Here is a 26271-nt window from a genome sequence, read left to right as displayed (position 1 = left end):
GTCACCGCGGACGCGACGTCCGCCGCACCCCGCCACTAGAGCTGACGCACACAGGAGAACGCATGGACACGCCCCCGGAGCTGATCGACTTCACCGCAGGCCACCCCAGTTCCGGTGATCTTGATGTTTCCTGGATCCACGGCTCAGAATCCGCGAAGCACAACACGGACCCTGACATCCAGGTCCACGCCTACGACGAGCACACGTTCATCCTGCGCCAGAACATGGCGGTGAACTATGAGGCGCCGTTCATGTTTCTGCTGTTCGGCAACGCCCGGGCCGTGCTCATCGATACCGGCGCGACCGCATCCCCGGACTACTTCCCGCTGCGCCGCGTTGTTGACGGCCTCGTGGCGGCCTGGCTTGCAGAGCACCCCCGCGAGGGCTACCGGCTCCTTGTCCTCCATACCCATCCGCATGGCGACCATGTTGCGGGCGATGCCCAGTTCGCCGGCCGCCCCGGCACCGTTGTGGTGGACGCGGACCGGGACAGCGCGTGGGAATTCTTCGGATTCACCGGCGCTTCCGGGGGCTTTGGCAATTCCGGCGACGACGGCGACGGGTTTGGCGACGACGGCGCATCTGGCGCCTTTGGCGGCGGCGCGGCTCTGCCCGCGCAGGTGGATCTGGGCGGACGCGTCCTGGAATGCTGGCCCAGCCCGGGGCACCACAACGCGGCGGTCACGTTCTACGATCCCCACACCGGGTTCCTGCTCACCGGGGACACGGTGTATCCCGGCCGGCTGTACATCCAGGACTGGCCGGCGTTTGTCCGCACCATCGACCGGCTGATCGGGTGCTGCAGCACGCATCCCGTCACCCATGTCCTGGGCTGCCACATCGAAATGTCGCGGGAGCCCGGCGTCGACTATCCGATCTTCACCACGTACCAGCCCGACGAACCACCGCTGCAGATGACCGTCGAGCAACTCCGGCAGATCCGCCGGGCCATCGACGAGGTGGGCGGACGCCCCGGCCGGCACGTGTTCCCCGGCTTCATCCTCTGCCTCGACGCGGACTAAGGCAGCGGCAGCTGCCGCCGCCCGGCCTCTAACCCTCAGCGCCCCCGCAGCGACGCCGCGGCCGGGACGCCGGGCGGAAAATCCGGCAGCGCCCCTGCGGGCGTGTGGAAGATCCACAACGAGAGCGCACGGTAGGTGGCCCAGTCGTCGTCGGCCGCCCGCAGGGACGCGATCTCGGTGCCGTCCGGCTGCCCGGTCGTGCGGATGACCTGCAGCCGGACCGGCGCGGCCGCCGGCAGCCGGAGCATGACCGGACCCGAGGCCGGCAGCGTTCCGTGCGGGAAGCGAACCGCAGCCCCGCCGACCGAAATGTCCAGCAGTTCCCCGCCGGTGCCCTCGGCCTCCACCGGCGCGGACACCTCTATCCGGTGCGCATTGCGGCGGGACGTGGCAAACTCGGCGGCCCGGATCCGCCGCGTCCCGAGCACCAGCACCACACCGGCGAGCACCAGCCAGGCGCCCGAAGCCACCGTGGAACCGGGCGACGTGCGCCAGGGCACCAGCCCGGCCAGCCCGGCCGCCGCATACAGAATCACCGCGGTGATGAGGGCAACCATCACGATCAGGATGCGCGGCGTCCGGCCCCGGAGCCGAAGGTCGGCGGCGCCCTTGGGCGTCACCTGGAACTCCAGGATGTTCCGGGACATGAGCCACCAGAGGCAGGCGAGGCCCACCGGGACGCGGAAGATCCGCAGGGCGAAAGCCGTGGGCCAGTGGATTTCGTTGCGCATGAGCTGCTTGGAGCCCCACAGCCGCACGGTGAACATGACCAGGAAGACCCCGGTGAAGAGCAACGGGCCGGCGGTGGAGGTCTGCGCCCCGGACAGCATGATCACCATCGGAATCAGGAAGGCCACCAGTGTGGCGATGCCCTCCAGCCACCACAGCGTGCCGTTGAGGTATTCGTGGTAGTTCCGCCACGACATCCAGCCCTTCGCCGCCCACAGTTTCTCGTGGACGAGGATCTGCATCGCACCCATGCCCCAGCGCCGCCGCTGCAGCAGGTACTGGTCCGGCGTCGCCGGCGCGAGCCCGACGGCGAGCGTCTGGTGGTGGTAGACGGTCCGCCAGCCGCGCCGGATGAGTTTGAGCGTGGTGTGCATGTCCTCGGTGATGGTCTCTGTCGCCACACCGCCCACCTCCGCCAGGGCGCTCAGGCGCAACAACGACGTCGACCCGCACCAGAACGGTCCGGCGCCGGGAACGTTGCGGGACGCCATGAGGACGTTGAAGAAGGTGCCCTGCTCGCCGGTGATGCCGTCGTCGTCGAACGCGCCGCCGTTGTAGAACGACTGCGGACCCTGAATCAGGGCGATCCCGGGGTCCTCGAACCAGCCCAGGGTGGCGGTGAGGAACGTGGGCAGCGGGACGTGGTCGCAGTCCAGGACGGCGATGATGTCGAGGCCGGGGCCGCCAGCGGCCTTTTCCGCGGCCATGAGGCCCAGGGCGTGGTTCATGTTGCCGGCCTTGGCATGGTCGTGGACGGCCCGGCGGACGTACCGGGCACCATAGGCGATGCACATTTGTTCGACCCAGGGCCGGTCGCCGTCGTCGAGGACCCACGTCTCATGCGCCGGGGCCAGCTCGCAGGCCGCGGCGACCGTGGGCGTCAGCACCTCGAGGGGCTCGTTGTACGTGGGGATCAGCACCGCCACCCGCATGCCGTTGGGGGCCTCCGTCACTGGCGCCGGCGGACGGCTGTCAATGTTCCACACGGACCACGCTTTCAGGACGAGGCCGGCCAGCGGCAGGGCCTCGAAGGTGACCAGGATCCAGGCGATGGTCAGGTTCCATTCACCCGACGGCATCGTAAACAGGACACGCCACGTCAGGTACAGGACCAGGGCGGCGATGGCCGCGATGCCGCCCACATGGGCGAGCCGCCGGGACCGGGGTGCCTCCGGACCGGGAGGTCCCAGCCGGGCGGCCCAGCCCGCAAGGCCGGCCCGGGTCAGGGCCGTGGCGTCAAGTGGTACCGGCCGCGCCGCAGCGGATGATTTTCCGGCTGGCAGTCTTTGAGCCGATGCGTTCTCGGCGCGCTGCTGCAGGTCTTCACGAGGCACGTGATCTCCCTCAGCTAGATCCGGGGCTCATTGCCCGATCAGCGTAGCCGCGGCGTGGCACCCGTGACCGGATCCGCCGGAATCCTTGCGCAAAACTGCGGATGGGCGCGTGTATGGGGGCGCTTAGATCTACTGCGTTGCGACGTTTTCCGCGTCCTCGGGCCCGACGAAGTTGCACGAGCCGGGGTGGCGTGCGGGCAACGTGCATGTGCGCCCGGTGGGCAGGTGGACGTTGGCGCACCGGCCGGCCATGGCCACGTCTTCGCGGACATGTGTGACATGCGTGCTGCTCTGATCCTGTGCCGCTGGCTCTCGGCTGGTTTGTTGGGGGCTTGCGGACGCACTGTGGTTTTGGTTGTTCACGGCTGCAACTCCTCGGGATCCGCTGTGCAGAAAGGATGGGAAGGGTGCTTGGTTTTATCCGAAGTCCCCAGTTTCGCACCGATGGGTTAACGCCGGGTTACGGGAGTATAAGGATCCCGCCCCGGCCAAGATGCCCGGGCTGCAACATTACTTTTCGGAAGGCCTATTGACGGACTGTACGATTGTCGTACAATTTAGGGAAGGAGCCATCGCAACGTAGCGGCCGCTCCATCGAGAGTTACGAGGAGGTAACTAGTGAGCATCAATGAAGCTGATATGCAGCACAAGAAGTTGGGCCAGGCCGCTTTCGCAGTTGGCGTTGGCAACTTCATGGAGTGGTTCGATTTCGCCGTGTACGGGTTCTTCGCCGTCATCATCGGCCAGCTTTTCTTCGCGGACCAGAGCCCTGTGGTGTCACTGTTGGCATCCCTGGGCGTTTTTGCAGTCGGCTTCCTCATGCGGCCGCTCGGCGGGTTCATCCTGGGGCCGATCGGTGACAAGTACGGCCGCCGCGCGGCCTTGAGCTTCTCGGTCCTGGCAATGGGCCTGGCCACCACGATGATCGGGTTCATCCCGACCTACGCCGCCATCGGCGTCGCCGCTCCTCTGTTGCTGGTACTCCTGCGCTGCATCCAGGGGCTTTCCGCCGGCGGCGAGTGGACGGGGTCCGCTGCCTTCCTGATTGAAGGAGCCCCCCGCCGCCGCCGCGCCACCTACGCCAGCGTCATTTCGGCAACGGCCGCCCTCGCCACCGTGGCCGGCAGCGGATTCGCGCTCTGGCTGAATAACATCCTGACGAAGGACCAGCTGATGGACTTCGGCTGGAGGATCCCGTTCTGGGCCGCCGCGCCGCTGGCCATGATCGGGCTGTTCGTGCGGCTTCGGCTGGACGACACCCCGGTGTTCAAGGAAATCAAGAAGAACCGTGAGTCCTCCGCGGTCCCTGCGCCGAAGCTCAAGCGCAACCTGAAGGCTGTCGGCCTGACCATCTGTTTCGCGGCGGTCCAGGGCCTCGGCTACTACTATCTGGCTACGTATGTGGTGAACTACCTCGAAGTGACCCTCAAGATCCCGCGGCCCAATGCCCTGATGCTCAGCGCCATCGGCCTGCTGATCTACATGGTCTTCTGCCCCATCGCCGGCATGATCTCGGACAAGTACGGCCGGCGCATCCCCAACCTCGTGGGCACGGTGGGCTATGTCCTGCTACCCATCCCGGTCTTCCTGCTGATGAGCACCGGCAATCCGGCCCTGATCATTCTCGGCCTGGTCCTGCTGGGCGCCATCCAGTGCCTGGTTTCCGTCACCACGGTGGTCATGCTCGTCGAGCTCTTCCCGGCGTCCACCCGGGCCACCGGCAGCGCGATCGGCTTCAACCTCGCCCTTGCCTTTATCGCCGGTCCCGGACCCTACATCGGCGCGTTCCTGGCCGCCAGCACTGCCAACCCCATCGCCCCGGCCTTCTACCAGGTCTTCATCGCCCTGATCGCCGTGGTGGTTCTGCTCAAGTGGCTCCCGGAGAGCAGCAAGCAGGATATTTTCAGCGACGAGATTGACTGGCACGCGAAGACGCCCGGGCCGGTCGAGGCTGCCAAAGTCACTGCCTAAGCGAGGATAGCGAGCATGACGCACAGCGATACGTATCAAGTCAGCATTGTGAAGTTCGGTACCCGATCCACAGTGAAGAGCGACGTGTACCTGAACTTCCACATCTACAAAACGGCTGATGAGCCCATGGACATGGACTACTTCTTCTGGGTGATCCGCAACGGGCAACGTACCGTCGTCGTCGACACCGGCTTCTCCCGGCACGGCGGGGAGGTGCGGAACCGCACCTTCCTGATCGAGCCGGCCGCGGCATTCGCCGCCCTGGGTGTCGATCCCGGGGATGCACCGCAGGTCTTGGTCACCCACGCGCACTATGACCACATCGGAAATTTGGATCTGTTCCCTGAGTCGAACATCATCATGGCCCGCGCTGAATTGGATTTCTGGCTCAGCAGCTTCGCCGCCCGCAAGCAGTTCCAGCACTCGATCGAAACCGAGGAACTGGATTACCTGAAGCGGGCGGCGGGGGAGGGAAGAATCACGACCTTCGACGACGCTTACACGGTTGCTCCCGGAATCCGCATCTCACGCGTCGGCGGCCACACCCCGGGCCAGTCGATCGTCACCGTGCAAACCAGCGAGGGCCAGGTGGTGCTCGCCTCCGACGCCATCCACTACTACGAAGAATTCGAACAGGACCTGCCGTTCATGTTCGTCAATGACGTGCGGGAAATGTATGCCGGGTTCGACACGATCCGGCAGCTGATGGACTCAACCGCCAGCCACCTCGTGACGGGCCACGACCCTTCCACCCTGGAGCGGTTCACCCCCGTCACGGCCGGCCCGCTGGCCGGACTGGCGGCAACCATCGGCAGAAAGGAAGAACTGTGATGACCAACCTGCGTTTTGACGGCAAAGTGGCCGTCGTTACCGGCGCGGCCGGCGGCCTGGGCAAAGCCTCGGCCTGGAGGCTCGCCGCGGAGGGAGCGCACGTCGTCGTCGTCGATATCAACGCCGACGCCGCCGCAGCCGTGGCGCGCTCGCTGCCCACCCGCTCCATCGCCGTTGCGGCCGACGTGGCCCGGGAGGCCGACGTCCACAACTACATGCGGGAGGCGTTGGACGCCTTCGGCCGCGTGGACCTGCACCACCTCAACGCCGGGATTTTCGGCAAGTTCGCGGCCCTGCCGGACGTCGAGGTCGAGGATTTCGACCATGTCATGAACGTCAACGTCCGCGGGCAGTTCCTGGGCCTGCGGGCAGCCTTCCGGCAGTTCGCCGCGCAGGGCACCGGCGGCAACATCGCCATCACGGCGTCCATCGCAAGCCTGACGGGGGCAGCGGACCTGCTGGCCTACCACACCTCCAAACACGCCGTCGTCGGGCTGGTCCATGGCGGCTCGGTTTATGGCGGCCCGCTGGGCATCCGGGTCAACGCGGTGGCGCCCGGAATCGTACCCACCGATCTCTTCGCCGCCGCCGCAACCACCACTGGTGGCAAGAACGACATGGAGCAGCGCGCCAGCACCACCCCGCTGCGCCGGGCCGGCACGGCCGAGGAAATCGCCGGCGTCGTGGCCTTCCTGCTCAGCGATGACTCCGCGTACGTGACCGGCCAGGTGATCGCGGCCGACGGCGGTGCCTCCATCGTGAACACCGTCCGCCCCAGCGGCGGCGCCGGGGCCTGGGACACCACCAGCGTTGACGAGGCCATCTACGGCAACACCTTCCAGAGGACAGGACAATGAGCGAACTCCGTATTGGGTTTATCGGCCTTGGCAACATGGGCGGCCGCATGGCCACCTGCATCACCAAGGCCGGACAAGACGTGCTGGGTTACGACCCCGTCGCAGCAAACATCTCCGCGGCTGGGGCAACCCCCGCCGGCAGCGCGGCAGACGTCGTGGACGGCTCGGACATCATCCTTCTTTCCCTCCCCAAGAGCGCCGTTGTGGAGGCCGTGATGCTCGGCGACGGAGGCGTCCTGGAGCACCTCCAGGACGGGCAGATCGTGGTCGACCTGAGCACCTCCGCCCCCGCCTCCACCCGCATGATTGCCGGCAAAGTGGTCGCCGCAGGCGCGAGCTACCTGGACGCCGGCATCTCCGGCGGTGCGGCCGCCGCGGAAAGGGGCGAATTGGTGCTGATGGTGGGCGGCGAGGAGAGCGTCCTTGAACGCGCCCGGCCGGCGCTGGAACTCTTCTCCAGCAAGATCTTCTACACCGGCGCATCCGGGGCAGGCCACACGACCAAGCTCATCAACAACTTCCTGAACGCCATCACCCTGTCCGCCACGGCGGAAGCGATGGTCGCCGGCAAGAAGGCCGGACTGGACCTCGAGGTGCTGCTGGATGTCATCAACAACAGCTCAGGGGTCAGCTTCGCGTCGCTGAACAGGTTCCCGAAGATCATCAAGGGGGACTACCTCAAGGGTGGCCTCACCAATGCTCTGATGATGAAGGACGTGCTGGCCTACGTCGAGCTGGCGTCGGACCTCGGGGTGGCAAGCCCCAATTCCGCGGGGCCGCTCGCGAGCTTCGGCCTGGCCAACGCCCTTGGCTACGCCGAGCAGATCAGCAACACGGTGGTCGACGCCATCGGCGATGTATCCGGCGGCGTCCGGCTCTTCGACCCGGCTCCGGTCGGCCCTGATGCGCCCGAAGAACCGCACGCAGCGCCGCAGGAAGAGCAGGAACAGCCATGAGGATCATCAACGGACCCGTGCAGGACGGCACGGCAGGCAAGGCCGGTTCGCAGTTCAGCGGCACCGCTTTCCCATACCTGACGATGGCCTCCACGGACGGCGTCACCATCAACACCGTCAACTTCACCCCCGGCGCCAGGACGTACTGGCACCACCACGAAAACGGCCAGATCCTCCAGGTCCTTGCCGGCCGCGGTCTCATCCAGGCAGAGGGAGAGGACAACCCCCGTGTGCTCAACGCTGGCGATACCGTGTGGTGTCCGCCGGGCGAACGCCACTGGCACGGGGCCGCAGCGGACTCGTTCATGACGCACACCGCGATCTCCCTGGGCCCGACCCATTGGGCCGAACCGGTCGAGGAATCCGACTACACCAAGACCGCAGACCTCCGGAAGGACTAACCATGGACACCAACGACACCCACGCCACCACGTACGAAGAGGGACTGGCCACCCGCAAGGAGGTCCTTGGCACGAGCCATGTGGAGCGCTCCCTCGGGCAGGTGTCCGAGTTCAGCCGACCCATCCAGGAACTGGTCACCGAGTACTGCTGGGGCGCCGTCTGGACGCGCGAAGGCCTTGACCGCCGGAGCCGCAGCATGATCAACCTCGCGATGCTCACGGCACTGAACCGGCCCCATGAGCTCGGAGTCCACGTCCGCGGCGCCATCAACAACGGTGTCTCGGAACAGGAAATCCAGGAGGTTCTCATGCAGACAGCCATCTACGTCGGCGTCCCCGCAGCCCTGGAGTCGTTCCGGATCGCCGAGAAGGTGCTTAACGAGATGAAGGTGAGCGAAACGCCATGACCACGATCGCGTTTATTGGCCTCGGAAACATGGGCACACCGATGGCGCAGCGCCTGCTGGCGGCCGGCCACACCGTGAGGGGATTCGACGTCGCCGAGGACGCCAGAGCCAGGCTGGCGGAGGCAGGCGGGACCGGCTGCACCTCGCCGGCGGAAGCCGTGGTTGGCGCGTCCGCCGTCATCCTGATGCTGCCCAACTCCGACGTCGTCGAAGGCGTCATCACGAGCCCCGAAGTGAACGCCGAGCTGGCCGCCAACACCTTGGTCATCGACATGAGCTCAAGTGAACCGCTTCGCAGCAAGGCCCTCGAACAACACCTGCGTCAAAAAGGCATCCCCTTCATCGACGCCCCCGTATCCGGCGGCGTGAAAGGGGCAGAAAACGGGGCGCTGACCGTCATGGCAGGCGGAACGGACGAGGACGTGGCGGAAGCCTCCGCCATCTTGGACTGTTTCGGAACCGTCAAGCGTGCCGGGCAAGTCGGGGCGGGGCACGCGGCGAAGGCGCTGAACAACCTCATGTCCGCTACCCACCTGCTGGTCAGCAGCGAGGCAATCCTGGCCGGGCAAAGCTTCGGCGTGGACCCGGAGCTCCTTTTGCAGATCGTCAACGGCTCGAGCGGCAAGAGCGGCTCCACCGAGAACAAATGGCCCAACTTCATCCTTCCCGGCACCTACAACTCCGGCTTCGCCCTGAAACTGATGCTCAAGGACATGAAGATTGCGGTGGACCTCGCCGACCAGGTCCACGCCGCGTCGCGGCTCAGCCACGCCGCCGTCCAGCTCTGGGAAGAAGCGGCTGCAGAACTGCCGGACAATGCCGACCACACTGAAATAGCCCGATGGGTGGCTGCGACTTCACAAGAGTCCGCAGTCAGCCACCGGTAGGATTGCACAGATCCGCGCGCAGGAAGAAGGAACACGATGACCGTGACCAATTCATTGGCCGACTCATGGGCGTCCGAGCCGCTGGGACGCGTGGCTGCGCCGGTGCGCGAACAAGTTGCCGACCGGCTCCGGAGCGCCATCACCGGGCTTCAACTCAAACCGGGCCAGCGCCTCGTGGAGCGGGAACTGATGGAGCAGCTCGGCGTCTCCAGGACCACCGTCCGGGAAGCCATCCGTGAGCTTTCCTCCGAGGGGCTGGTGACTGTTGTTCCCCAGAAAGGCGCAATCGTCAGCCGGCCCACGCGTTCGGAGGCCGAGGACCTCTACGAGGTGCGCGCCACCCTGGAGTCACTCATTGTCCAGCGGTTCATCGAACGCGGGACGGACCCGGAGATCGGTGACCTTCGGACTGCCACTGCGCACTACCGCAAGGTGACGGAAGAGCATATCGATGACATGCGGGCCGTGCTCGCGGCCAAGGACGGCATCTACGCCGTGCTGATCGCTGGTGCCCGTAGCGATCCGCTGCGCCAGCTCATCGAGCAGATCCAGGCCCGGGTGCACGTACTGCGCGCGGCCTCCCTCTCCCACCCCGGCCGCGCCATCGAGGCCGTCGAAGAGATGGAGGCGATCGTCGCGGCCGTCGCCAAGCGGGACGTGCCGCTGGCCACCGCTCTCTACGCAGCCCACGTCCGGCGTGCCGCACGCACGGCCCTTGCCGACTTCGACGACTAACCCCCACCGACACCACAGCAACACCGCAGCAACGAGAGTTGCTCCGCCATGCCCGAAACGGGTCAGCCAAGGCAACTCACTGGCCGTCCGACCCATCCCAGAGAAGGAAAAACCATGGAGCTGACAGCCCGCCAGCAGCAAATCAAACAAGACTTCATCAGCATCCGCGGAACGTGGGGCGACTCGTGGGAGGCCATCCTGGCGCTCAGCCCCGAGTTCCTCGCCGGGTACCTGTCTATGTCCTCCGTTCCGTGGAAGAAGAACCACCTGGAAGACAAGGTCAAGGAGTTCATCTACATCGCCGTGGACAGCGCGGCAACCCACATGTACCTCCCGGGCGTCCGGCAGCACGTCCGGGCCGCCCTGCGGTTTGGTGCCACTTCGGCGGAGATCATGGAGGTGGTGGAACTGGCCAGCACCCTCGGCGTGCACGCCATGAACGTCGGAGTGCCCATTCTCTGCGAGGTTCTGGACGAAACGGGGGCGCGGCCTGCCAGGCAGCCCCTCACCGAGTACCAGGAACGGGTCAAGAAGGAATTCACGGAGAACCGCGGCTACTGGAACAAGACCTGGGACGACACCCTGGAACTCGATCCGGAATACCTTGAGGCGTACACCGAGTTCTCCTCCGCATCCTGGAAGTACGGGCCGCTGGAGCCCAAGGTCAAGGAATTCATCTACATCGCGTTCGACATTGCCGCCACCCACCTCTACGAGCGCGGCACCAAGCTGCACATGGAGAACGCGCTCCGCTACGGCGCCACGGTGGAGGAGATCCTCGAAGTCATGGAGATCGCCAGCGTCATCGGGATCCACGCAGCCACCACGGCAGCCCCCATCATCCTCGAAGAAATTGCCGCGTTCGAAGCCGAAAAGGCCGCGTTGTAAGTCCACAACCCAGGCAGCACGCGGGCTTCGGTCCGGGCCGCCGTCTGATCGGAAGGCAGGAAGATGTTCGTCAGCCTGGAGGACGCCACGGAAGTCGGGATCACCGCACTGAGGGGGCTGGGGTTCTCTGCTGCCGATGCCGACACCACTATCCGGCACCTCCTCGACTGTGAACTGAGGGGGTTGTCGTTCAGCGGACTGGCCCGGATCCTCAGCATCGGTGAGCGGCTGGCGGTGAAGCCGATGGATGGCGAGGGCGCCATCCGGATCACGCGGCAGACACCGTTGTCAGCCCAGCTGGATGGCGGGGACAGGCTGGGCTACGTAGTGGCGCAGCAGGCCGTGGAGATCGCCATCGACAAGGCCACGGACGTGGGCCTTGCCGTGGTCGGAGCGAACAACACCTGGTACACGGGGATGCTGTCCTATTACGCGGAGATGATAACGGCCCGAGGGCTCGTGGCCGTGATCGCCTCGAACGCGTCGCCCTGGGTGGCGCCCTTCGGCGGGACGGAGGGCCGGTTCGGCACCAACCCGTTTTGCCTCGGGTTTCCCAGCAGCTCAACACCGGTGATCTGGGACATCGGGATCTCGGAAATCATTCATGCCCAGGTGGTCCTTGCGCAGCGGCTGGGGCGCGAACTGCCGCCCGGCGTCGCCTACGACGCCTCCGGCCAACCGACCACCGATCCTGCGCAGGCCTTGTCCGGCGCCTTCACGGCCTGGGGCGGACACAAGGGCAGCGGCCTGGGCGTGAGCGTCCAGTTGCTGGGCATTCTTGCCGGGTCGCCGGTTTCCCCCAAGCCGCTGGAGGACTTTGGCTTCTTTGTCCTCGCCCTGCAGCCCGACCTGCTGACTCCGGGGGACGAATTCACGGCGAAGGTCTCGGAGTTTTCCGAGGCCATGCGGACAACCCGGCAGGCGGATGGGGCAGTCCCTGTCCGGATGCCCTTCGAACGGTCGGCCGCGCGGCGGGCTGCGCAGCTCGCCGCTGGAGGGTTCGACATCGATCCTTCCGTCCTCGATGCCGTCCGCGCCCTGGCGGCCCAGCGCTAGCGCGGCGGCGTGCCCGTGTTTACCGTGCCTGTGTTTACATTGGCTCCGCAAGGTGGATCTGCACATTTCCCAGTCCCCGGAAGGGCTCGAGCTGCTCTTCGGTTGCTTCATCGTCCGTAATGAGATGCCACGGCCGCTCCAAGGCGGTCCACCAGTGGGAGGACTCCAGGCCGAGCTTGGTCGAGTCGGCCACTACATAGATTTCGCGGGCATTGTCGACCATGATGCGCTTCAGCGATGCCTGTTCCGGGGTTCCCTCGGACAGGCCGCGGGCCGAGGTGACGCCGTCCGCGCTGAGGAAGGCGGCGTCCGCGGTGATGGCGGACATGACCTGCTCCGCCAGCGGCCCCACCATGCCGGAGCTCACGTGGCGCAGCGTCCCGCCGATGACGATCAGTTCAATGCCGTCGCTGTTTTCGAGCAGCTGGGTGGTGGTCAGCCCGTTCGTGACCACGGTGATGCCCGTCCTGTCCGCAATCCGGCTGGCCACGGCGCCCGCCGTCGTCCCGGCGTCGAGGATGTTCACGGAACCCGGCGCGACGAACGTCGCGGCGAGACGGCCGATGGCGGCCTTCTGCCGCGTCGCGATCTGCTCTCGCTCGCGGAGGCTTTTTTCGCCTGGACCGGCCGCCCGGGCGCCGCCGTAGGTGCGCAGGATCTGGCCCGCCTGGGCCAGCTGTTCCAGGTCCCGCCGGATCGTGGACAGGGAGACCCGGAAACGACCGGCCAGCTCTTCTACGCTGACCGGCCGTTCGGAAAGGACTGACGCGATCTCGCGTCGTCTATCTTTTGAGTTCACTTAGAGATTCTCGTCGCGCGACGGCGCCAAGTCCACCGCCTGACGCAAAGCTTCGAGCAGCGACTCGTGGTCTGCGATGTTCTTGCCCGCGATATCGAAGGCGGTGCCGTGGTCCACGGAGGTGCGGACAACGGGCAGGCCCACCGTGATGTTGACGCCGTTCTCGAGCCCCAGGACCTTGACCGGCCCATGGCCCTGATCGTGATACTGGGCGACGACCAGATCAAAGTCCCCCCGTCCGGCAAGGAAGAACAGCGTGTCTGCCGGGAGCGGCCCGAAGGCGTCGATACCTTCGGCCTGGGCCTTTTCGATGCCCGGCTGGATCTTCTCGGCTTCCTCGCCGTAGCCGAAGAGTCCGCCCTCGCCCGCGTGCGGATTGATGGCGCACACGGCGATCCGGGGATTCTTGATGCCCGACGCGATCAGGAGTTCATGGCCCCGCTTGATGGTTCGGTAGACGAGGTCACCGTTGATCTTGGCGATCGCGTCAATGAGGCCGATGTGGGTGGTCACGTGGATGACGCGCATTTTGGGGGCGGTCAGCATCATGGACACTTCGTCAGTGCCGGTCAGCTCGGCCAGGAGCTCGGTGTGGCCGGGAAATTTGTGCCCGGCGGCGTGGAGAGCGGCTTTGTTGAGGGGTCCCGTGCAGATGGCGTCGACCTGGCGGTCCATGGCCAGGGCCACGGCCTTTTCGATGAAGAGGTAGGAACCGTGTCCGGCCGCGGCCGACAACTCGCCCCAGGGCAGGTCGGCAGGAATGCAGTCCACGTCGAGTACATCAATGGTGCCCTCTTCGAACAGCGCCTCCGCCGGGCTGGTGACCTTGCGCAATGTCAGCGGGCTCGACACGATGCGGGAAGCCAGCTGCATCCGGCCGAGGTCGCCGATGACGAGCATGCGGGCCTTGGACCGCAGCTCGGTATCGGCAAGGGCTTTCACGATGATTTCCGGACCAATACCAGCCGCATCACCCATGGTGATGGCGACAATCGGGCGTCCCATTATTTGCTACTCATTTCAGTCGTTGTACGTGTGAGGAATTGTGCTGCTCGGAGCAGTGTGCCGGCGTCGCCGAATGCTCCCGCTTTTGTGACCATCAGGGGGAGTGGGTCGCTGAGACGGCTAGCGACGACCCCCGGCTCGATTTCGCCGAGCACCGTGAAGCTGGTGACGCCGATCTCGGCCAGGACGGCGGTGGCCGTCTCGCCTCCCGTGAGGAGGAGGGAACCGCACTTGCCGATGCCCGCGGCTGTGGCCAGCGCCAGAGCGCGCGCCACGGCGTTGGCCTGCGATTTGTCCAAGGTGCCGGATGGATCCGGTGTCAGCACCACATCGCCACGGTCCAGGGCCTCGAGAAGCTTACGGTGGACCGCCGCGCCGGACAGGTTCCCGTGATCCAGCGTCACGTGGCTGACGCCGGCCGCCACGAGTTCTTGAATCTGCAGCCGCGCCAGAGGGGAGTAGCTGCCGATCACCAGCAGGGTCCGGCCAGCGCCCGGACCGGTGGCCAGTTCGCGGCCGCTGGCTTCCCTGCGCTCCGCGACGTGGCCCGCTAAACCGCCCGAGCCGGCCAGCAGTGCGGGGACGTCCAGGAGGCCAGCGGCGTCGGCGATAGCCCGGAGGTCCGCATCGGATTCGGCGTCTACGACGGCGGCTTGGATCCCGCGTGCGTGCATCTCGTGCAGCAGTTTCGCCAGGTCCTCCGGCTTCCGGCTCGGGCTGCGGAGGATGGACTCCGCGCTGAGGCCCCCGGCGGCAAGCGCCCGGCAGACATCGCCGCCGAACATGCCCTCCGTATTGGGCGCGCCATTGACGTGCACGATGCCGTTGACCGTTGTGCGTCCGGTTGCCGGGAAGGCAGGGGCAACGATCGCCATGCCGCCATCCGCGACTCCGGCCGCCGCGGCTGCCACCTCGACACCAACGTTCCCGCGCAGCAGGGAGTCGAACTTTTTGAAGACCCGCCGGCCCAGCCCAACGGCCCGTCCGACGGCGTTTTCGACAACCGCTGCCGCCTGGGCGTCGGGCATGTAGCGGCTTTCGGTGTTGATAGCCAGGATTTCGGAGTCAGGCCATTCTCCGTCCAGCGTCAGGAGGACCGAGCTGGAATGAGTCGGACCGTATGCCGCTGCGGCGTCTGCTGCTCCCGTCAGGTCGTCCGCGATGATGGCCCACCTGGCCAGTGCATGCTTGCTCATACCGCGTGCGCCGCTACTTTCGTCTCGATGACTTCCTTGGCCTTGAGGCGCTTGGCGTACCGCGCGACGATCAGCGGGCAGCCGATGGCCGTCACGACGACGGAGGCGGCAACGAGCACCGTCGCCGGTCCCGCTGCGGGCAAGTAGGCGGGGTTCGCTGCTGCCACGAGCATCGGCACCGTGGCCGCGTTGCCTGCGGTGGTGGCCGCGGCCAGTCCGGCCAGGCCGGATCCGCCCGTCAGCTTGTCCGCGAAGAACAGCACGGTACCTCCGCCGATGAGGACGAACAGCCCGAGTCCGACGCCGAGGAGCCCGGCGCTGAGCACCTTCTCCAGATTCAGGCCGAAACCGAGGGCCAGGGCGAAGAACGGAATGAGCACCGGCGCCGCTGCGGACAAGAACTTCCGCATCGCCGGATCCAGCGCGCCGAGTACGGCGCCCAGGACCAGCGGGATGATCGCACCGACGAGTGCCTGCCACGGGAAGGCCGAGAGGCCAGCCACGCCGAGGGTCAGCATCGTCAGGAACGGCCCGGATTCCAGGGTCATCACGGAATAGGCGGCGACATCCTTGGGCTTGCCGTACTGACCCATCAGGGCCATGTACATTCCGCCGTTGGTGTCGTTGAGGGCCGCCAGGATTGCCAGGACGGACAGGCCGGTGAGCAGGCCGCCGTCAATGGGGAGTTCGCCCAGGAACCGGCCGGCGACGATCCCCACGATCACGGCGAAGAGGACCTTGCTGCCAAAAAGCACACCACCCTTCTTCAGGATGTAGGGCGTGGCCTTGATGTCGATGCTTGCGCCCATGCAGACATAGAACACGGCAAGGATCGTGGTACCGCCGGTGAAGAGCGCCCCGGTGAAGGAGCCGAAGAAAGCCGCCGAGCCTGGAGCGAACGTCGCAAGAAGGGCGCCGATCAGCAGCGGGATCAGCATCATTCCGCCAGGGACTTTCTCCATGGTGGCCTTGATTGGAACAGACATTTTCAACCTCGTTGTTGTTGGAAAGACCGATCCTCCCGGAACCGATCTTAATGGATCCTAGAACGATATGCATGTTTCACGCAATAGATTTGCGCGAAACACGCAAGATTTCTGGAAGGTGCGGACCCGGCCCGGCCGGTGTCGACACGGAATCCGGGCGGGCCTACCGTGGTCTCATGACTGAGAACGCCGTGGATGGGGCCCTGGCCGGTGAGGGCGGTAACGGTTCATGAGCGGCGGGGTGAGTGGTTCCGGCAGTGCGTTCCGGCGCCGGGTGGAGCGCGCCGCGGAACTGCGTGCGGTGCGGGCCTCGGGCAGCACCGCCCAGGAGAACGATGCGCTCAACGCGGCCGAGGACGAACTCCGGCAAAAGCGCGCCAAGATCGACGACGCTGCCAAGGCCGAATACCTGATCCGGGACGCCATGGCGCAGGGCAAGTTCGACAACCTCAAGTACGCCGGCAAGCCCATCCCGGGGCTGGGTGAAGCGTACGACCCCGACTGGTGGGTCAAAGGCCTGATCCAGCGGGAGAACATCTCCGGCCTGGGCCCGAGGGCGATCCTGCTCCGCACCGAGGACGCCGAGCTCGATGCCCGGCTCGATGCCCACTTCAGCGAAAAGCAGGTCCGCGAGATCGTGGAGGACTTCAACGCCCGGGTCATCGATGCCCGGCGGCAGCTTCAGGGCGGACCGCCGGTAGTCACCAAGACGCGCGACGTCGACGTCGAGCTGGACCGCTGGCGGGGCCGCCGGGCTGCCGCGGCCGCCACCGCCCCACCCGAGCCGGAACCGAAGCGCTCCTTGTGGCGGCGGCTCTGGAACGATGCCGGCTAGGCGCTGCGGCGGTGGCCACGGCTACACCGACTACCCTGCCCTGAATTAGGTCCGTCCGTTCAGCATCGCAGCAAAGAGAATTATTAGGAGAAACAATGTCTGAACAGAAACTTGTCCTGGTGGTCGGCGCAACGGGGTCAGTCGGCGGCCAGGTCGTCGACCGGCTTCTTGCCAAGGGTAAGAAGGTGCGCGCAGTTGTCCGTCCGGCCTCGGACGCGCGCAAACTCGAGGCCAAGGGCGTCGAGATAGTACGCGGCGATATGCTCGACCTCGATTCGCTCGTCGTCGCGATGACCGGCACCGCGGCGGTAATCACGACGGCGGCCGGTTACACCGGGAAGAACAAGAACGCGCACGAGATCGACACGCGTGGCAACGCTAATCTCGCCGTCGCCGCCAGCAAAGCCGGTGTGCCGCGCTTCGTGCTGACCAGCATCCTCACGAGTGACCAGACACCCAACGTGCCGCATTTCTGGCACAAGAAGCTCGCCGAGGACAAGCTTGAAGGACTCGGCGTCCCCTTCGTCGCGCTGCGTCCCGGAGCATTTTTCGATCAGATCGCCCAGATTGGCGGTGACCCGTTCGAGAAGGGCCGCATCATTTGGCTCGGCTCCAAGAGCGTCCCGCTGACGTTCGTGCTGTCCAGCGACCTCGCGACGTATCTCGCGGAAGCCGTCGACGCGGACATCGCCGACGGGGAACGCATCGATCTCGGCTGGACGCGCCCGATCAGCATGCGGGAAGGCGCTGATCTGGCGTCGCGGCTGGCGAACAAGAAAATTAGCGTCGTGTCCGTTCCCACCGGACTGCTCCGCGGCGTAGGCAAGCTTGCGGGAAAATCTGCCCCGCGAATGAGCGACATGGGAGCCATGGCGGCCTGGTTCGACAGCGGCCGATACGTGGCAAATACGAGCCGCCAGGCAGAGCTTTTCGGTCCCGTGCCAACTCCGGAAGACGCAATCGCCCGCTTCGCCGCCCGGCTAGGCCACTGAGGAGCGCAGCCCTGGGGCCCTCCGCGCTGTCCAGATATTCGGATGGTCCTGTGGCTGGCCGCTCCTGCCGCAGCATGCCGATGCAAGGGGGCCGTGGCTTCGCCGGCGCAATCGGCGTAGCCTGCGCTTAGTCGCGCGCATGGCGTACCTGCGCGTCGGTACGGAGCGGGCGGTGCCTATGAAGATGTTCGGAACACAGGACAGCCAAACCCCGCGGCCAGGCGCGTCAGCTGGACCGGGGCGGCTCGCATCACCACGGGCGCAGTTGCGCCTCGCCGCCACGCTGGCGTTCGCCGGCTTCGCGGTGTCCGTGACTGCCGGGCTGCTCCATGCGGACACGGCCAGCGCGAACGACCACCCGGCGACGTTCGCCGAGTACGCCCGCAGCGGCATCTGGACGGCGGTCCACCTGGGGCAGTTCGCTGGCATGGCGCTTCTCATCTCGGGGCTGCTGGTCCTGTTGGTGGTCCTGAAGGCGCCGGACGGGGCCTTGGCCTGGACTGCCCGGTTCGGGGTTGTGGCGGCGGTCGCCGCGCTGGCCCTGTATGCCTCGCTCCAAGCCGTCGACGGGGTTGCCCTCAAGCACGCCGTGGACGCCTGGGCTGCCGCCGCGGCACCGGAGAAGACCGCCCGGTTTGCGACCGCCGAGGGCATCCGGTGGCTGGAATGGGGCATGCGCAGCTACCAGAGCTTCCTGCTGGGCTCTTCCCTGCTCCTGACCGGCGCCGTGGTTGTCGGGGCCCGCCGCGTCTCTGGGCTGATCGGCTACCTTATGGCGCTCTCCGGGCTGGCGTACGTTGCCCAGGGCTGGATCATCGGGGCAGAAGGCTTCTCCTCGGCGAACGCCATTCCCACACTGGCGGGCATTGTCCTGATCCTGGTGTGGTCCGGGTGGCTGCTGGTTAGCGCCTGGTTCGGGAAGGACGCTCCGGCCCGCGAAAGGAGACGTGGTTAGCAGCCCCCCGGTCCCGGCCCAATTCGCCGGAAGCCTGCCCATGCGCCGGAACGTTCCGGCGGTCTCGCAGGTTTCGGGCGATTTCGCGTGTCGGGGGAGGAGGCGTCAGTCTGTGGCGCCCTGGTCGGCGTCGAATCCGGCTAGGAGACGCCGGGATGCCGTGCCCATATGGGAGCGCATGGCTGCCGTCACGGCGGCCTCGTCCCGCGATTCCAAGGCGCGGAAGATCTCCCGGTGCTCGGCCAGGGCCGCCGCCGCGTGCCCTTCATCCGTCAAGGCGCGGTCTACCCAGATGCGCAGCAGCGAGCGGATGCTCTGCAGCAGTTCCTGAAGGACCTGGTTGCCGGAGGCGGCGGCAATCTCGCGGTGGAAGGCGGCGTCGGCCTCCACGAACGTTGCGAGGTTGTCGAGGCTGTGCTCCATTGTGGCCAGATTTTCGCGCATCCGGTCCAGGGCGTCATCGGTAATCCGCTGGGCCGCCAGCTGGCCGGCCTGAACCTCGAGCCCGCCGCGCAGCTCCACGAGTTCGCGTGTGCGCGGGGCGCCCAGCATGAGGCCCCAGCTCAGCGTGCGGGGGAGGAGCTCGGAAATGCCGTCGCGGAGGTAGGTCCCGGAACCGGGGCGGACAATGACGATCCCGAGGATCTCCAGCGCGGCGAGGGCTTCGCGGACCGCGGAGCGCCCGACCCCCAGCGATGCGGCGAGCTGGCGCTCGGCCGGCAGGCGTGTTCCGACGGCGATCTCCCCGCTCGTGAAGTAGCCCAGAAGCCGTTCGGCGACTTCGGAGACAACCGATCCTTGCTCCATGGAACCGAGCGCGGCACTGATTTTGGCCGTGGAAGCGGCGGAATTAACGGACACCTTCCCAGCGTAACAACCAGGACCGGCGCAGCCGCGCAGACTTTACCCTCACACCTAAACATGTCAACCGGTTGACCAATTTGGGGTGAAAGCTCTATGGTGTTAATCACACGCTTAGTACCGGCCCCGCCAGCTTTCCCGAACTAGGCACTGAGACACATCCCAAGGCATCCATCGCAGGCCGCCGCTGGGAGACCAACATCTAGGAGTCAATGTGGACACCACACAATCGGTGGTCGAAAGATCTGCAATCAAGAAGGTGGCATACCGGCTCGTGCCGTTTGTCGCTTTGATGTTCTTCATCAATTATCTGGACCGGACGGCCATCGCCTTTGCCGGCCCCAACGGCATGAACGCCGATCTCGGCCTCTCGGCCGCCCAGTTCGGCTTCGCGTCCGGGGTCTTCTTCATTGGCTACATCCTGCTTGAAGTTCCCAGCAATCTGGCCCTGCACAGGTTCGGCGCCCGCCGCTGGCTCTCCCGCATCATGGTCAGCTGGGGCATCGTCTCCCTGCTGTTCGTCTGGGTCAGCAGCGTGGAGGGGCTCTATATTCTGCGCTTCGCTCTGGGTGTGGCCGAAGCCGGCTTCTTTCCCGGCGCCATTCTCTTCCTGAGCCTGTGGGTCCCGTCCCGTCACCGCAGCAAGATCCTGGCCCTGTTCTACTTGGCTCAGCCGCTGACCACGGTCATCGGTGCACCACTTGCCGGTTGGCTCATTCAGCAGGAAGGCCTCTTCGGCCTCGAGGGCTGGCGCGTGATGTACCTCGGGGTCTCGGTTCCGGCCATCGTCGTCGGCATCATCGCCTGGTTCTACCTCGCCGATTCCCCGGCCAAGGCCAAGTGGCTCAACCCGGACGAGAAGACGTGGCTGACCAACGCCCTGGAGACGGAAAAGAAGGAAACCAAGGCGAGCCACAAGCACGTCAGCGCCCGCACTGTCTTCTCCAACGGCAGGGTCTGGATGCTGTCCGCCATCTACTTCGGCTTCATCTACGGCCTCTATGCCCTGGCGTTCTTCCTGCCGACCATCATCGCCGGCTTCGAAAGCCAATACGGCTCGAAGTTCGATGTGCTCCAAAAGGGCCTCATCACGGCCATCCCGTACGTGTTCGCGGCCCTTGCCCTGTACTTCTGGTCCAGGGACGCCACGAAGCGCGGCGTCAAGACCTGGCACATCGCCTTGCCCGCCCTCATCGGCGGCCTGAGCGTCCCGCTGGCCCTGTTTGCCGGCTCGCCGGCCGCGACCATCGCCGTCATCACCGTCACGGCCATGGCCATCTTTGCCGCACTGCCCAACTTCTGGACCGTTCCCACCCAGTTCCTCACCGGAGCGGCGGCCGCAGCCGGCATCGCCCTGATCAACACCGTGGGCAACCTGGCCGGCTTCAGCGCCGGCTTCGTTACCGGCTGGCTCAAGGACTGGACCGGCGGCTACACCGTCCCGATGTTCGTCGTCGGCGGCTTCCTGCTCCTTTCCGCCATCCTCATGGTGGTGCTGAGCCGCTCCGGCCAGATCAGCGAAGGCGTACCCGCTGAAGCCCTTGATCCCACGGGAGCCGGACACCACGCCGAACCGTAACAGACCCGGGGGCGTCCCCCTTACCCGGGGACGTCCCCGCACCACCCCCACCGACGAACCGCCGCAGACATGTCCGCCGCCACCAGTCGGCGTCCCAAGAACAATTTCCCTCAGCTAGCCTCTATATTTTCCGGGAGACACCGCATGACCCGCCTGTTCAATGAACCTTCAGCCTTCGCTGACGAGATGATCGAGGGCTTCGTTGCCTCCCACAGCCGCTGGGTCAAGCGCGTCTCCGGAGGTGTGGTCCGCAACACCCGCAGCACTCCCGGCACCGCTGCCCTGGTGATCGGCGGCGGCTCCGGACACTACCCGGCCTTTGCCGGGCTCGTGGGCCAGGGCCTGGCCCACGGTGCCGCGATGGGCAACCTGTTCGCTTCCCCGTCCGCGCAGCAGATCTACAATGTGGCGAAGGCCGCCAACAACGGCGGAGGTGTGCTGTTCGGGTACGGCAATTACGCCGGTGACGTCCTGCACTTCAACCAGGCCCAGGAACGGCTCTGCAAGGAGGGAATCGACTGCCGGAGCATCGCTGTCACGGACGATGTCTCCTCCGCGCCGCCGGCCGAACGAGCCAAGCGCAGGGGCATCGCCGGTGACCTGACGGTTTTCAAGGTGGCTGCTGCGGCCGCGGAAGCCGGCTACTCCATGGACGCCACGCTGGAGATCGCCGAGCGCGCCAACGACCGGACCCGCTCCTTCGGTGTTGCCTTCACCGGGTGCACGCTGCCCGGCGCCGACCACCCTCTCTTCTCCGTTCCCGAGGGGCGGATGGCCGTGGGCATGGGCATCCACGGTGAGCCGGGCATCGGGGAAACTGACATCCCGACGGCGGACGAACTCGCCGAGCTGCTCGTCGGCAGCCTCCTGGCAGAGGTTCCCGACGGCGTCGAGGGCGGTGTCGCTTCCGGTGGTGCACGGCGCGTCGTCCCCATCCTCAACGGCCTGGGCAGCGTCAAGTACGAGGAACTCTTCGTGGTCTACCGCCGCGTCGCCCAGCTCCTGGCTGCGGCCGGACTGGACGTCGTGGACCCGCAGGTGGGTGAACTGGTCACCAGCTTCGACATGGCCGGAACCTCCCTGACCCTGTTCTGGCTCGACGGCGAACTCGAATCCCTCTGGCACGCCCCCGCCGACGCGCCGGCCTTCCGCCGCGGTGCCGTGACCGCGGAGGCCCTCGAGACCACGGACTTCGCCGATCTCGCCGAGATCGAAGCACCGATCCCGGCAGCCTCGGACGAATCCCGTGCCGGGGCCCTCCGGGTACTGGCCGCGCTCGGCGCCGCGAAGGACGTGGTGGACGCCAATGCCGAGGAGCTCGGCAGGATCGACGCCATCGCGGGCGACGGCGACCACGGCATCGGCATGGAACGTGGCGTCGGGGCGGCCGTCACGGCCGCCGAGGACGCGGTCGCCCGCGGCGCGGGAGCCGCCACCACCCTCCACCTCGCAGGTGACGCCTGGGCAGACAAAGCAGGCGGCACCTCCGGTGCCCTGTGGGGCATGGCCCTGCGGGCCGTCGGCGACGCCCTGGGCGACTCCAAGACTCCCGACGCCCGCGCTGTCGCCGACGGCGTGGCCGCCGCTGCCGCCGCGATCATGGACTTCGGCAAGGCAAAACCCGGCGACAAAACACTCGTGGACGTCCTGGTCCCGTTCCGCGACTCCCTTAGCGCCGGCGTCAACGCCGGGCAGTCCCTCACCGATTCCTGGGGCACGGCGGCAGGGGTTGCCGAGCAGGCGGCCGAAGACACCGCCCAGCTGCTGCCGCTCATGGGACGCGCCCGCCCGCACGCCGAGAAGAGCCTCGGCACCCCCGATGCCGGCGCCGTCTCCATGGCGCTGATCGTACGAGCCATTCACAACACACTCACCAAGGAGAACGCATGAGCGCCAAACTGCGCCTGGTCATCGGAGCCGACGACGCCGGTTTCGACTACAAAGAGGCCCTGAAGGCCGACCTCGAGGCCAGTGACTTCGTGGAATCGGTCCACGACGTCGGTGTGGATGCCACCAGCCACACCCCGTACCCGTCCGTGGCGATCGCGGCTGCCGAACTCATCGCCGCCGGCAAGGCGGACCGCGCCCTGCTGGTCTGCGGCACCGGGCTCGGCGTCGCAATAGCCGCAAACAAGGTCCCCGGGATCCGGGCCGTCAYCGCCCACGACAGCTACTCCGTTGAACGTTCAATCCTGAGCAACAACGCCCAGGTGCTCACCTTCGGCCAGCGCGTCGTCGGCCTCGAGCTCGCCCGCCGTCTCGCCAAGGAGTGGCTCACCTACACCTTCGACGAAACCTCCGCCTCGGCCGAAAAAGTCACACTAATTAAGGACTACGAGGGTGTCACTTCCTGCTAACCCCGCCGCCGGCCGCGCCGCCGGCACAACGCAGCCCAAGGCCATCATCGGCGTCAGCCTGAAAATGTACTTCGGCTACCAGCGCACGCTCGAATACTGCCGCGAGGTGGCCACCATCGCGTTCGCGCATCCGGCGGTCCAGAGCGGCGACATCGAACTGTTCGTGCTGCCCACCCTGCCCGTACTGCCCGAAGCGGCCCGCATCCTCGGAACCGCCGGGGCAGCCGCCGGAGCCCAGGACATCTTCTGGGAAGACCAAGGACCCTACACCGGGGAGGTGGGCGGCCGGACCATTGCTGAACTCGGCGGCCGGTACGCCGAAGTGGGCCATGCCGAGCGGCGCCGGATCTTCGGCGAGGATGACAGGATCATCGGCCTGAAGACTGCCGCGGCCTACCGCAACGGCCTCACCCCTGTCCTGTGCGTCGGCGAGTTGCAGCCCGGTTCCGTGGAGGAAGCCATCCGGCGCTGCACCGCGGACATCGACGCTGCCCTCAACCGGGCACGGTCCCTCGGACCCGCGGCCCGGACCATCGTGGCCTACGAACCGCAATGGTCCATCGGCGCCCCCGAACCCGCGTCACCGCAGTACATCAGCGCCGTGATCGCCGGCCTGGACACGCACCTGCGCTCCCTGCCGGGGCAGGCCGACAGCCGGGTCATCTACGGCGGCAGCGCCGGACCCGGCCTGATTGGCCGGCTCGACGACGCCGTCGCCGGGCTGTTCCTGGGCCGCTTTGCCCACGACCCGAAGGCCCTGAAGACCATCCTGGACGAGACCGCCGAACGGCTGGGCCTGCTGTCCGGAAGGGCAGCAGCATGAGCACCATCGGCCCAGGATCTGGAAACCGTTCAAGGATCGGATCTGGTTCAAGAATTGGATTGAGCAGCTACGCCTTTTTCTGGCAGCTCTCGGAGAAGGTTTCGGAGCCCATCAGTCTCCACGAGGCGCTGGAGTGCACCGGGGCCCTCGGCGTGGACCTGTTCCAGATCTGCGACTACGCACCGCTCGAAGCCATGGGCGAAGCGGAATTGAAGGATATCCGGGCCACGGCTGACTCGCTGGGGATCGCGCTGGAACTGGGCACCAAAGGCATTCACCCGGAACACCTCCGGAAGTTCCTGCGGATCGCCGGGATCCTGGGCGCGCCGCTCTTGCGGACCATGTTCAACGTCCCGGGCCACACCCCGGACGTGGACGAGGCCGTGGCGACCTTCAAGGAGGTCCTGCCCGAGTTCGAGGCCGCCGGGGTGAAGATCGCGGTGGAAACCTACGAGCAGGTCCCCACGGCCCGGATCCTGGAGGTCATCCGCCGTGTGGACAGCCCCTACCTGGGCATCTGCAGCGATCCCGCCAACACCGTGGCGGCGTTGGAGTCACCGCGCGACGTGATTGACGCCGTCGCGCCCTATGTCCTCAACATGCACATCAAAGACTTTGCGTTCAGCCGCAAGGAGGGGTGGGTCGGGTTTACATATTCCGGCGCACCGCTCGGCGAGGGCCTTCTGGACTATGACTACATGGCCGGAAAGCTTCAGCCCAAAGAAAGAAACATCAACCAAATTGTCGAGCACTGGCTGCCGTGGCAGGACTCCGAAGAGGAGACCATCCGCCTCGAAAAGCAGTGGACCCAGCAAAGCCTCGATTTCCTAAGGAGCAAGTGAAATGTCAGCAGAACAATTGACCGTCGCCGTCATCGGGGCCGGAGGCAAAATGGGGCTGCGTGTTTCAGCCAACCTCCAGAAGAGCGCCCACAAGGTCTTCTATAGCGAGAACTCGCCTGCCGGACAGGAGCGCGTCCGCTCCGAGGGACGGGAAATCAGCAGCACCGAGGACGCCATCAAGGACGCCGACGTCGTGATCCTCGCCGTCCCGGACACCGTACTGGGCGTCGTTTCCCAGGGTGTGGTTCCCCAGTTGAAGTCGGGCGCCATCCTGCTCACCCTCGACCCGGCCGCCGCCTACGCCGGCCTCTTGGCCAAGCGCGACGACGTCGTCCAGGCCGTGGCCCACCCGTGCCACCCGTCCGTGTTCCTGGAACGCACCACCAAGGAGGAATGGGCCGACACGTTCGGCGGACAGGGCGCCCCCCAGAACGTCGTCGCCGCCATCGACGAGGACGCCTCCGAGGCCGCCCGCGCCGCCGCCGAGGCGACTATCAAGGTCATCTACGCCCCCGTGATCGACGTCCACTGGGTCACCGTGAAGCAGCTCGCCATCCTCGAACCCACTCTCGTGGAGACCGTGGCCTGCATGATCGGCACCCTGCTCAAGGAAGCCCTGCACGAGACCGTGCACACCGCCGGCGTCCCCGAGGAAGCCGCCAAGGCCATGCTGTTCGGACACGTCCAGATCGCCCTGACCAACGCCCTGCGCGGTTCCAACCCGTTCTCCGAGGCCTGCGAAATCGCCATCCAGTACGGCAAGGACACCATCATCAAGGACGACTGGAAGAAGATCTTCGACGACTCCGAACTCGACTACGTGATCGCCAAGATGCTCAAGCTCGACGCCGTCAGCCGCTGACCCGACCCACTCCGCCGCCGGCCCAAGGCCGAATTCGCCGGAAAGCTGCGAGCCCGCCGAAACGTTCCGGCGGGCTCGGGAGCTTCCGGCGAACTCGCGGGCCGC

26 protein-coding genes are annotated in these 26271 nt (G+C 66.4%); 20 read left to right on the top strand and 6 right to left on the bottom strand.

What is annotated here, in order from left to right:
* The first annotated feature begins 62 nt into the window (after positions 1-62).
* Positions 63-1022: an MBL fold metallo-hydrolase gene (locus AC1DZQ_RS00745; protein WP_476961666.1), complete on the top strand. Its 960-nt coding sequence runs from the start codon at positions 63-65 to the stop codon at positions 1020-1022.
* Between the two features lie 35 nt (positions 1023-1057).
* Here AC1DZQ_RS00745 and AC1DZQ_RS00740 read toward each other — a convergent pair whose 3' ends face one another.
* Positions 1058-3085: a glycosyltransferase family 2 protein gene (locus AC1DZQ_RS00740; protein WP_476961665.1), complete on the bottom strand. Its 2028-nt coding sequence runs from the start codon at positions 3083-3085 to the stop codon at positions 1058-1060.
* A gap of 618 nt (positions 3086-3703) precedes the next feature.
* Here AC1DZQ_RS00740 and AC1DZQ_RS00735 point away from each other — a divergent pair.
* From AC1DZQ_RS00735 to AC1DZQ_RS00690, 10 genes are all read left to right on the top strand, one after another.
* Entirely contained in the window at positions 3704-5056 is a 1353-nt protein-coding gene (locus AC1DZQ_RS00735; protein ID WP_476961664.1) for an MFS transporter, read from the top strand.
* 15 nt (positions 5057-5071) lie between these two features.
* Positions 5072-5887, top strand: coding sequence for an N-acyl homoserine lactonase family protein (locus AC1DZQ_RS00730; protein WP_476961663.1), 816 nt, complete (start codon positions 5072-5074; stop codon positions 5885-5887).
* Complete coding sequence (locus tag AC1DZQ_RS00725; protein WP_476961662.1) at positions 5887-6744, top strand: SDR family NAD(P)-dependent oxidoreductase; 858 nt, start codon at positions 5887-5889, stop codon at positions 6742-6744. The genes AC1DZQ_RS00730 and AC1DZQ_RS00725 overlap by 1 nt, the downstream gene beginning before the upstream one ends.
* Positions 6741-7700, top strand: a complete 960-nt coding sequence (locus AC1DZQ_RS00720) for an NAD(P)-dependent oxidoreductase (protein WP_476961661.1) — start codon at positions 6741-6743, stop codon at positions 7698-7700. Before AC1DZQ_RS00725 ends, AC1DZQ_RS00720 begins: the two co-directional genes overlap by 4 nt.
* On the top strand, positions 7697-8101 hold the full coding sequence (locus AC1DZQ_RS00715; RefSeq protein ID WP_476961660.1) for a cupin domain-containing protein: 405 nt from the start codon (positions 7697-7699) through the stop codon (positions 8099-8101). The genes AC1DZQ_RS00720 and AC1DZQ_RS00715 overlap by 4 nt, the downstream gene beginning before the upstream one ends.
* Before the next feature lie 2 nt (positions 8102-8103).
* Positions 8104-8508 (top strand): 4-carboxymuconolactone decarboxylase, encoded by a 405-nt coding sequence (pcaC, locus tag AC1DZQ_RS00710; protein ID WP_476961659.1) that lies wholly within the window; start codon positions 8104-8106, stop codon positions 8506-8508.
* The gene (locus AC1DZQ_RS00705; protein WP_476961658.1) at positions 8505-9395 is read left to right on the top strand and encodes an NAD(P)-dependent oxidoreductase; all 891 of its coding nucleotides are present in this window, start codon (positions 8505-8507) and stop codon (positions 9393-9395) included. Before pcaC ends, AC1DZQ_RS00705 begins: the two co-directional genes overlap by 4 nt.
* A 42-nt stretch (positions 9396-9437) precedes the next feature.
* Positions 9438-10130: a GntR family transcriptional regulator gene (locus AC1DZQ_RS00700; protein WP_476961657.1), complete on the top strand. Its 693-nt coding sequence runs from the start codon at positions 9438-9440 to the stop codon at positions 10128-10130.
* Positions 10131-10244: 114 nt separating this feature from the next.
* Entirely contained in the window at positions 10245-11018 is a 774-nt protein-coding gene (locus AC1DZQ_RS00695) for a carboxymuconolactone decarboxylase family protein (RefSeq protein WP_476961656.1), read from the top strand.
* 63 nt (positions 11019-11081) lie between these two features.
* Positions 11082-12074 (top strand): Ldh family oxidoreductase, encoded by a 993-nt coding sequence (locus AC1DZQ_RS00690; protein WP_476961655.1) that lies wholly within the window; start codon positions 11082-11084, stop codon positions 12072-12074.
* A gap of 34 nt (positions 12075-12108) precedes the next feature.
* Here AC1DZQ_RS00690 and AC1DZQ_RS00685 read toward each other — a convergent pair whose 3' ends face one another.
* Genes AC1DZQ_RS00685 through AC1DZQ_RS00670 form a run of 4 tightly spaced genes read right to left on the bottom strand, consistent with a single transcriptional unit; the run spans position 12109 to position 16060 of the window.
* Positions 12109-12873 carry a DeoR/GlpR family DNA-binding transcription regulator gene (locus tag AC1DZQ_RS00685; RefSeq protein WP_476961654.1) on the bottom strand — a complete coding sequence of 255 codons (765 nt, stop codon included), beginning with the start codon at positions 12871-12873 and terminating at the stop codon, positions 12109-12111.
* Positions 12874-13878, bottom strand: a complete 1005-nt coding sequence (pdxA, locus tag AC1DZQ_RS00680) for a 4-hydroxythreonine-4-phosphate dehydrogenase PdxA (RefSeq protein ID WP_476961653.1) — start codon at positions 13876-13878, stop codon at positions 12874-12876. It lies immediately after the preceding gene.
* Complete coding sequence (locus tag AC1DZQ_RS00675) at positions 13878-15074, bottom strand: four-carbon acid sugar kinase family protein (protein WP_476961652.1); 1197 nt, start codon at positions 15072-15074, stop codon at positions 13878-13880. Before AC1DZQ_RS00675 ends, pdxA begins: the two co-directional genes overlap by 1 nt.
* On the bottom strand, positions 15071-16060 hold the full coding sequence (locus tag AC1DZQ_RS00670) for a 2-keto-3-deoxygluconate permease (protein ID WP_476961651.1): 990 nt from the start codon (positions 16058-16060) through the stop codon (positions 15071-15073). Before AC1DZQ_RS00670 ends, AC1DZQ_RS00675 begins: the two co-directional genes overlap by 4 nt.
* A gap of 229 nt (positions 16061-16289) precedes the next feature.
* Here AC1DZQ_RS00670 and AC1DZQ_RS00665 point away from each other — a divergent pair, with 229 nt between their 5' ends.
* From AC1DZQ_RS00665 to AC1DZQ_RS00655, 3 genes are all read left to right on the top strand, one after another.
* The gene (locus AC1DZQ_RS00665; RefSeq protein WP_476961650.1) at positions 16290-16895 is read left to right on the top strand and encodes a DnaJ family domain-containing protein; all 606 of its coding nucleotides are present in this window, start codon (positions 16290-16292) and stop codon (positions 16893-16895) included.
* 95 nt (positions 16896-16990) lie between these two features.
* The gene (locus AC1DZQ_RS00660; protein WP_476961649.1) at positions 16991-17887 is read left to right on the top strand and encodes an SDR family oxidoreductase; all 897 of its coding nucleotides are present in this window, start codon (positions 16991-16993) and stop codon (positions 17885-17887) included.
* Between the two features lie 178 nt (positions 17888-18065).
* On the top strand, positions 18066-18842 hold the full coding sequence (locus AC1DZQ_RS00655) for a hypothetical protein (RefSeq protein WP_476961648.1): 777 nt from the start codon (positions 18066-18068) through the stop codon (positions 18840-18842).
* 105 nt (positions 18843-18947) lie between these two features.
* Here the strand turns inward: AC1DZQ_RS00655 and AC1DZQ_RS00650 are convergent, their stop codons facing one another.
* Complete coding sequence (locus AC1DZQ_RS00650; RefSeq protein WP_476961647.1) at positions 18948-19703, bottom strand: FadR/GntR family transcriptional regulator; 756 nt, start codon at positions 19701-19703, stop codon at positions 18948-18950.
* 214 nt (positions 19704-19917) lie between these two features.
* Here AC1DZQ_RS00650 and AC1DZQ_RS00645 point away from each other — a divergent pair, with 214 nt between their 5' ends.
* The 6 genes from AC1DZQ_RS00645 to AC1DZQ_RS00620 all read left to right on the top strand — a co-directional run bounded on the left by AC1DZQ_RS00645 (position 19918) and on the right by AC1DZQ_RS00620 (position 26166).
* On the top strand, positions 19918-21282 hold the full coding sequence (locus AC1DZQ_RS00645) for an MFS transporter (protein WP_476961646.1): 1365 nt from the start codon (positions 19918-19920) through the stop codon (positions 21280-21282).
* Between the two features lie 144 nt (positions 21283-21426).
* On the top strand, positions 21427-23172 hold the full coding sequence (locus tag AC1DZQ_RS00640; protein ID WP_476961645.1) for a dihydroxyacetone kinase family protein: 1746 nt from the start codon (positions 21427-21429) through the stop codon (positions 23170-23172).
* Positions 23169-23639 (top strand): ribose-5-phosphate isomerase, encoded by a 471-nt coding sequence (locus AC1DZQ_RS00635; protein ID WP_476961644.1) that lies wholly within the window; start codon positions 23169-23171, stop codon positions 23637-23639. The genes AC1DZQ_RS00640 and AC1DZQ_RS00635 overlap by 4 nt, the downstream gene beginning before the upstream one ends.
* Positions 23623-24462, top strand: coding sequence for a triose-phosphate isomerase family protein (locus AC1DZQ_RS00630; protein WP_476961643.1), 840 nt, complete (start codon positions 23623-23625; stop codon positions 24460-24462). The genes AC1DZQ_RS00635 and AC1DZQ_RS00630 overlap by 17 nt, the downstream gene beginning before the upstream one ends.
* Positions 24459-25304 carry a sugar phosphate isomerase/epimerase family protein gene (locus tag AC1DZQ_RS00625; protein WP_476961642.1) on the top strand — a complete coding sequence of 282 codons (846 nt, stop codon included), beginning with the start codon at positions 24459-24461 and terminating at the stop codon, positions 25302-25304. The genes AC1DZQ_RS00630 and AC1DZQ_RS00625 overlap by 4 nt, the downstream gene beginning before the upstream one ends.
* 1 nt (position 25305) lies before the next feature.
* Positions 25306-26166 carry a phosphogluconate dehydrogenase C-terminal domain-containing protein gene (locus AC1DZQ_RS00620; protein WP_476961641.1) on the top strand — a complete coding sequence of 287 codons (861 nt, stop codon included), beginning with the start codon at positions 25306-25308 and terminating at the stop codon, positions 26164-26166.
* The last annotated feature ends 105 nt before the right edge of the window (positions 26167-26271 follow it).

This window comes from Arthrobacter sp. P1_C12_2, assembly GCF_056406415.1.
Note: the sequence above shows the minus strand (reverse complement) of the source record. Positions and strands in the feature narration are given on the sequence as shown.

What these genes read in the sequence shown, in the direction of transcription:
- AC1DZQ_RS00745 (WP_476961666.1), top strand. Translation starts at nt 63, where the DNA reads ATGGACACGCCCCCGGAGCTGATCGACTTCACCGCAGGCCACCCCAGT.
- AC1DZQ_RS00730 (WP_476961663.1), top strand. Translation starts at nt 5,072, where the DNA reads ATGACGCACAGCGATACGTATCAAGTCAGCATTGTGAAGTTCGGTACC.
- AC1DZQ_RS00725 (WP_476961662.1), top strand. Translation starts at nt 5,887, where the DNA reads ATGACCAACCTGCGTTTTGACGGCAAAGTGGCCGTCGTTACCGGCGCG.
- AC1DZQ_RS00720 (WP_476961661.1), top strand. Translation starts at nt 6,741, where the DNA reads ATGAGCGAACTCCGTATTGGGTTTATCGGCCTTGGCAACATGGGCGGC.
- AC1DZQ_RS00715 (WP_476961660.1), top strand. Translation starts at nt 7,697, where the DNA reads ATGAGGATCATCAACGGACCCGTGCAGGACGGCACGGCAGGCAAGGCC.
- pcaC (WP_476961659.1), top strand. Translation starts at nt 8,104, where the DNA reads ATGGACACCAACGACACCCACGCCACCACGTACGAAGAGGGACTGGCC.
- AC1DZQ_RS00705 (WP_476961658.1), top strand. Translation starts at nt 8,505, where the DNA reads ATGACCACGATCGCGTTTATTGGCCTCGGAAACATGGGCACACCGATG.
- AC1DZQ_RS00695 (WP_476961656.1), top strand. Translation starts at nt 10,245, where the DNA reads ATGGAGCTGACAGCCCGCCAGCAGCAAATCAAACAAGACTTCATCAGC.
- AC1DZQ_RS00690 (WP_476961655.1), top strand. Translation starts at nt 11,082, where the DNA reads ATGTTCGTCAGCCTGGAGGACGCCACGGAAGTCGGGATCACCGCACTG.
- pdxA (WP_476961653.1), bottom strand. Translation starts at nt 13,878, where the DNA reads ATGGGACGCCCGATTGTCGCCATCACCATGGGTGATGCGGCTGGTATT.
- AC1DZQ_RS00675 (WP_476961652.1), bottom strand. Translation starts at nt 15,074, where the DNA reads ATGAGCAAGCATGCACTGGCCAGGTGGGCCATCATCGCGGACGACCTG.
- AC1DZQ_RS00670 (WP_476961651.1), bottom strand. Translation starts at nt 16,060, where the DNA reads ATGTCTGTTCCAATCAAGGCCACCATGGAGAAAGTCCCTGGCGGAATG.
- AC1DZQ_RS00665 (WP_476961650.1), top strand. Translation starts at nt 16,290, where the DNA reads ATGAGCGGCGGGGTGAGTGGTTCCGGCAGTGCGTTCCGGCGCCGGGTG.
- AC1DZQ_RS00660 (WP_476961649.1), top strand. Translation starts at nt 16,991, where the DNA reads ATGTCTGAACAGAAACTTGTCCTGGTGGTCGGCGCAACGGGGTCAGTC.
- AC1DZQ_RS00655 (WP_476961648.1), top strand. Translation starts at nt 18,066, where the DNA reads ATGAAGATGTTCGGAACACAGGACAGCCAAACCCCGCGGCCAGGCGCG.
- AC1DZQ_RS00640 (WP_476961645.1), top strand. Translation starts at nt 21,427, where the DNA reads ATGACCCGCCTGTTCAATGAACCTTCAGCCTTCGCTGACGAGATGATC.
- AC1DZQ_RS00625 (WP_476961642.1), top strand. Translation starts at nt 24,459, where the DNA reads ATGAGCACCATCGGCCCAGGATCTGGAAACCGTTCAAGGATCGGATCT.
- AC1DZQ_RS00620 (WP_476961641.1), top strand. Translation starts at nt 25,306, where the DNA reads ATGTCAGCAGAACAATTGACCGTCGCCGTCATCGGGGCCGGAGGCAAA.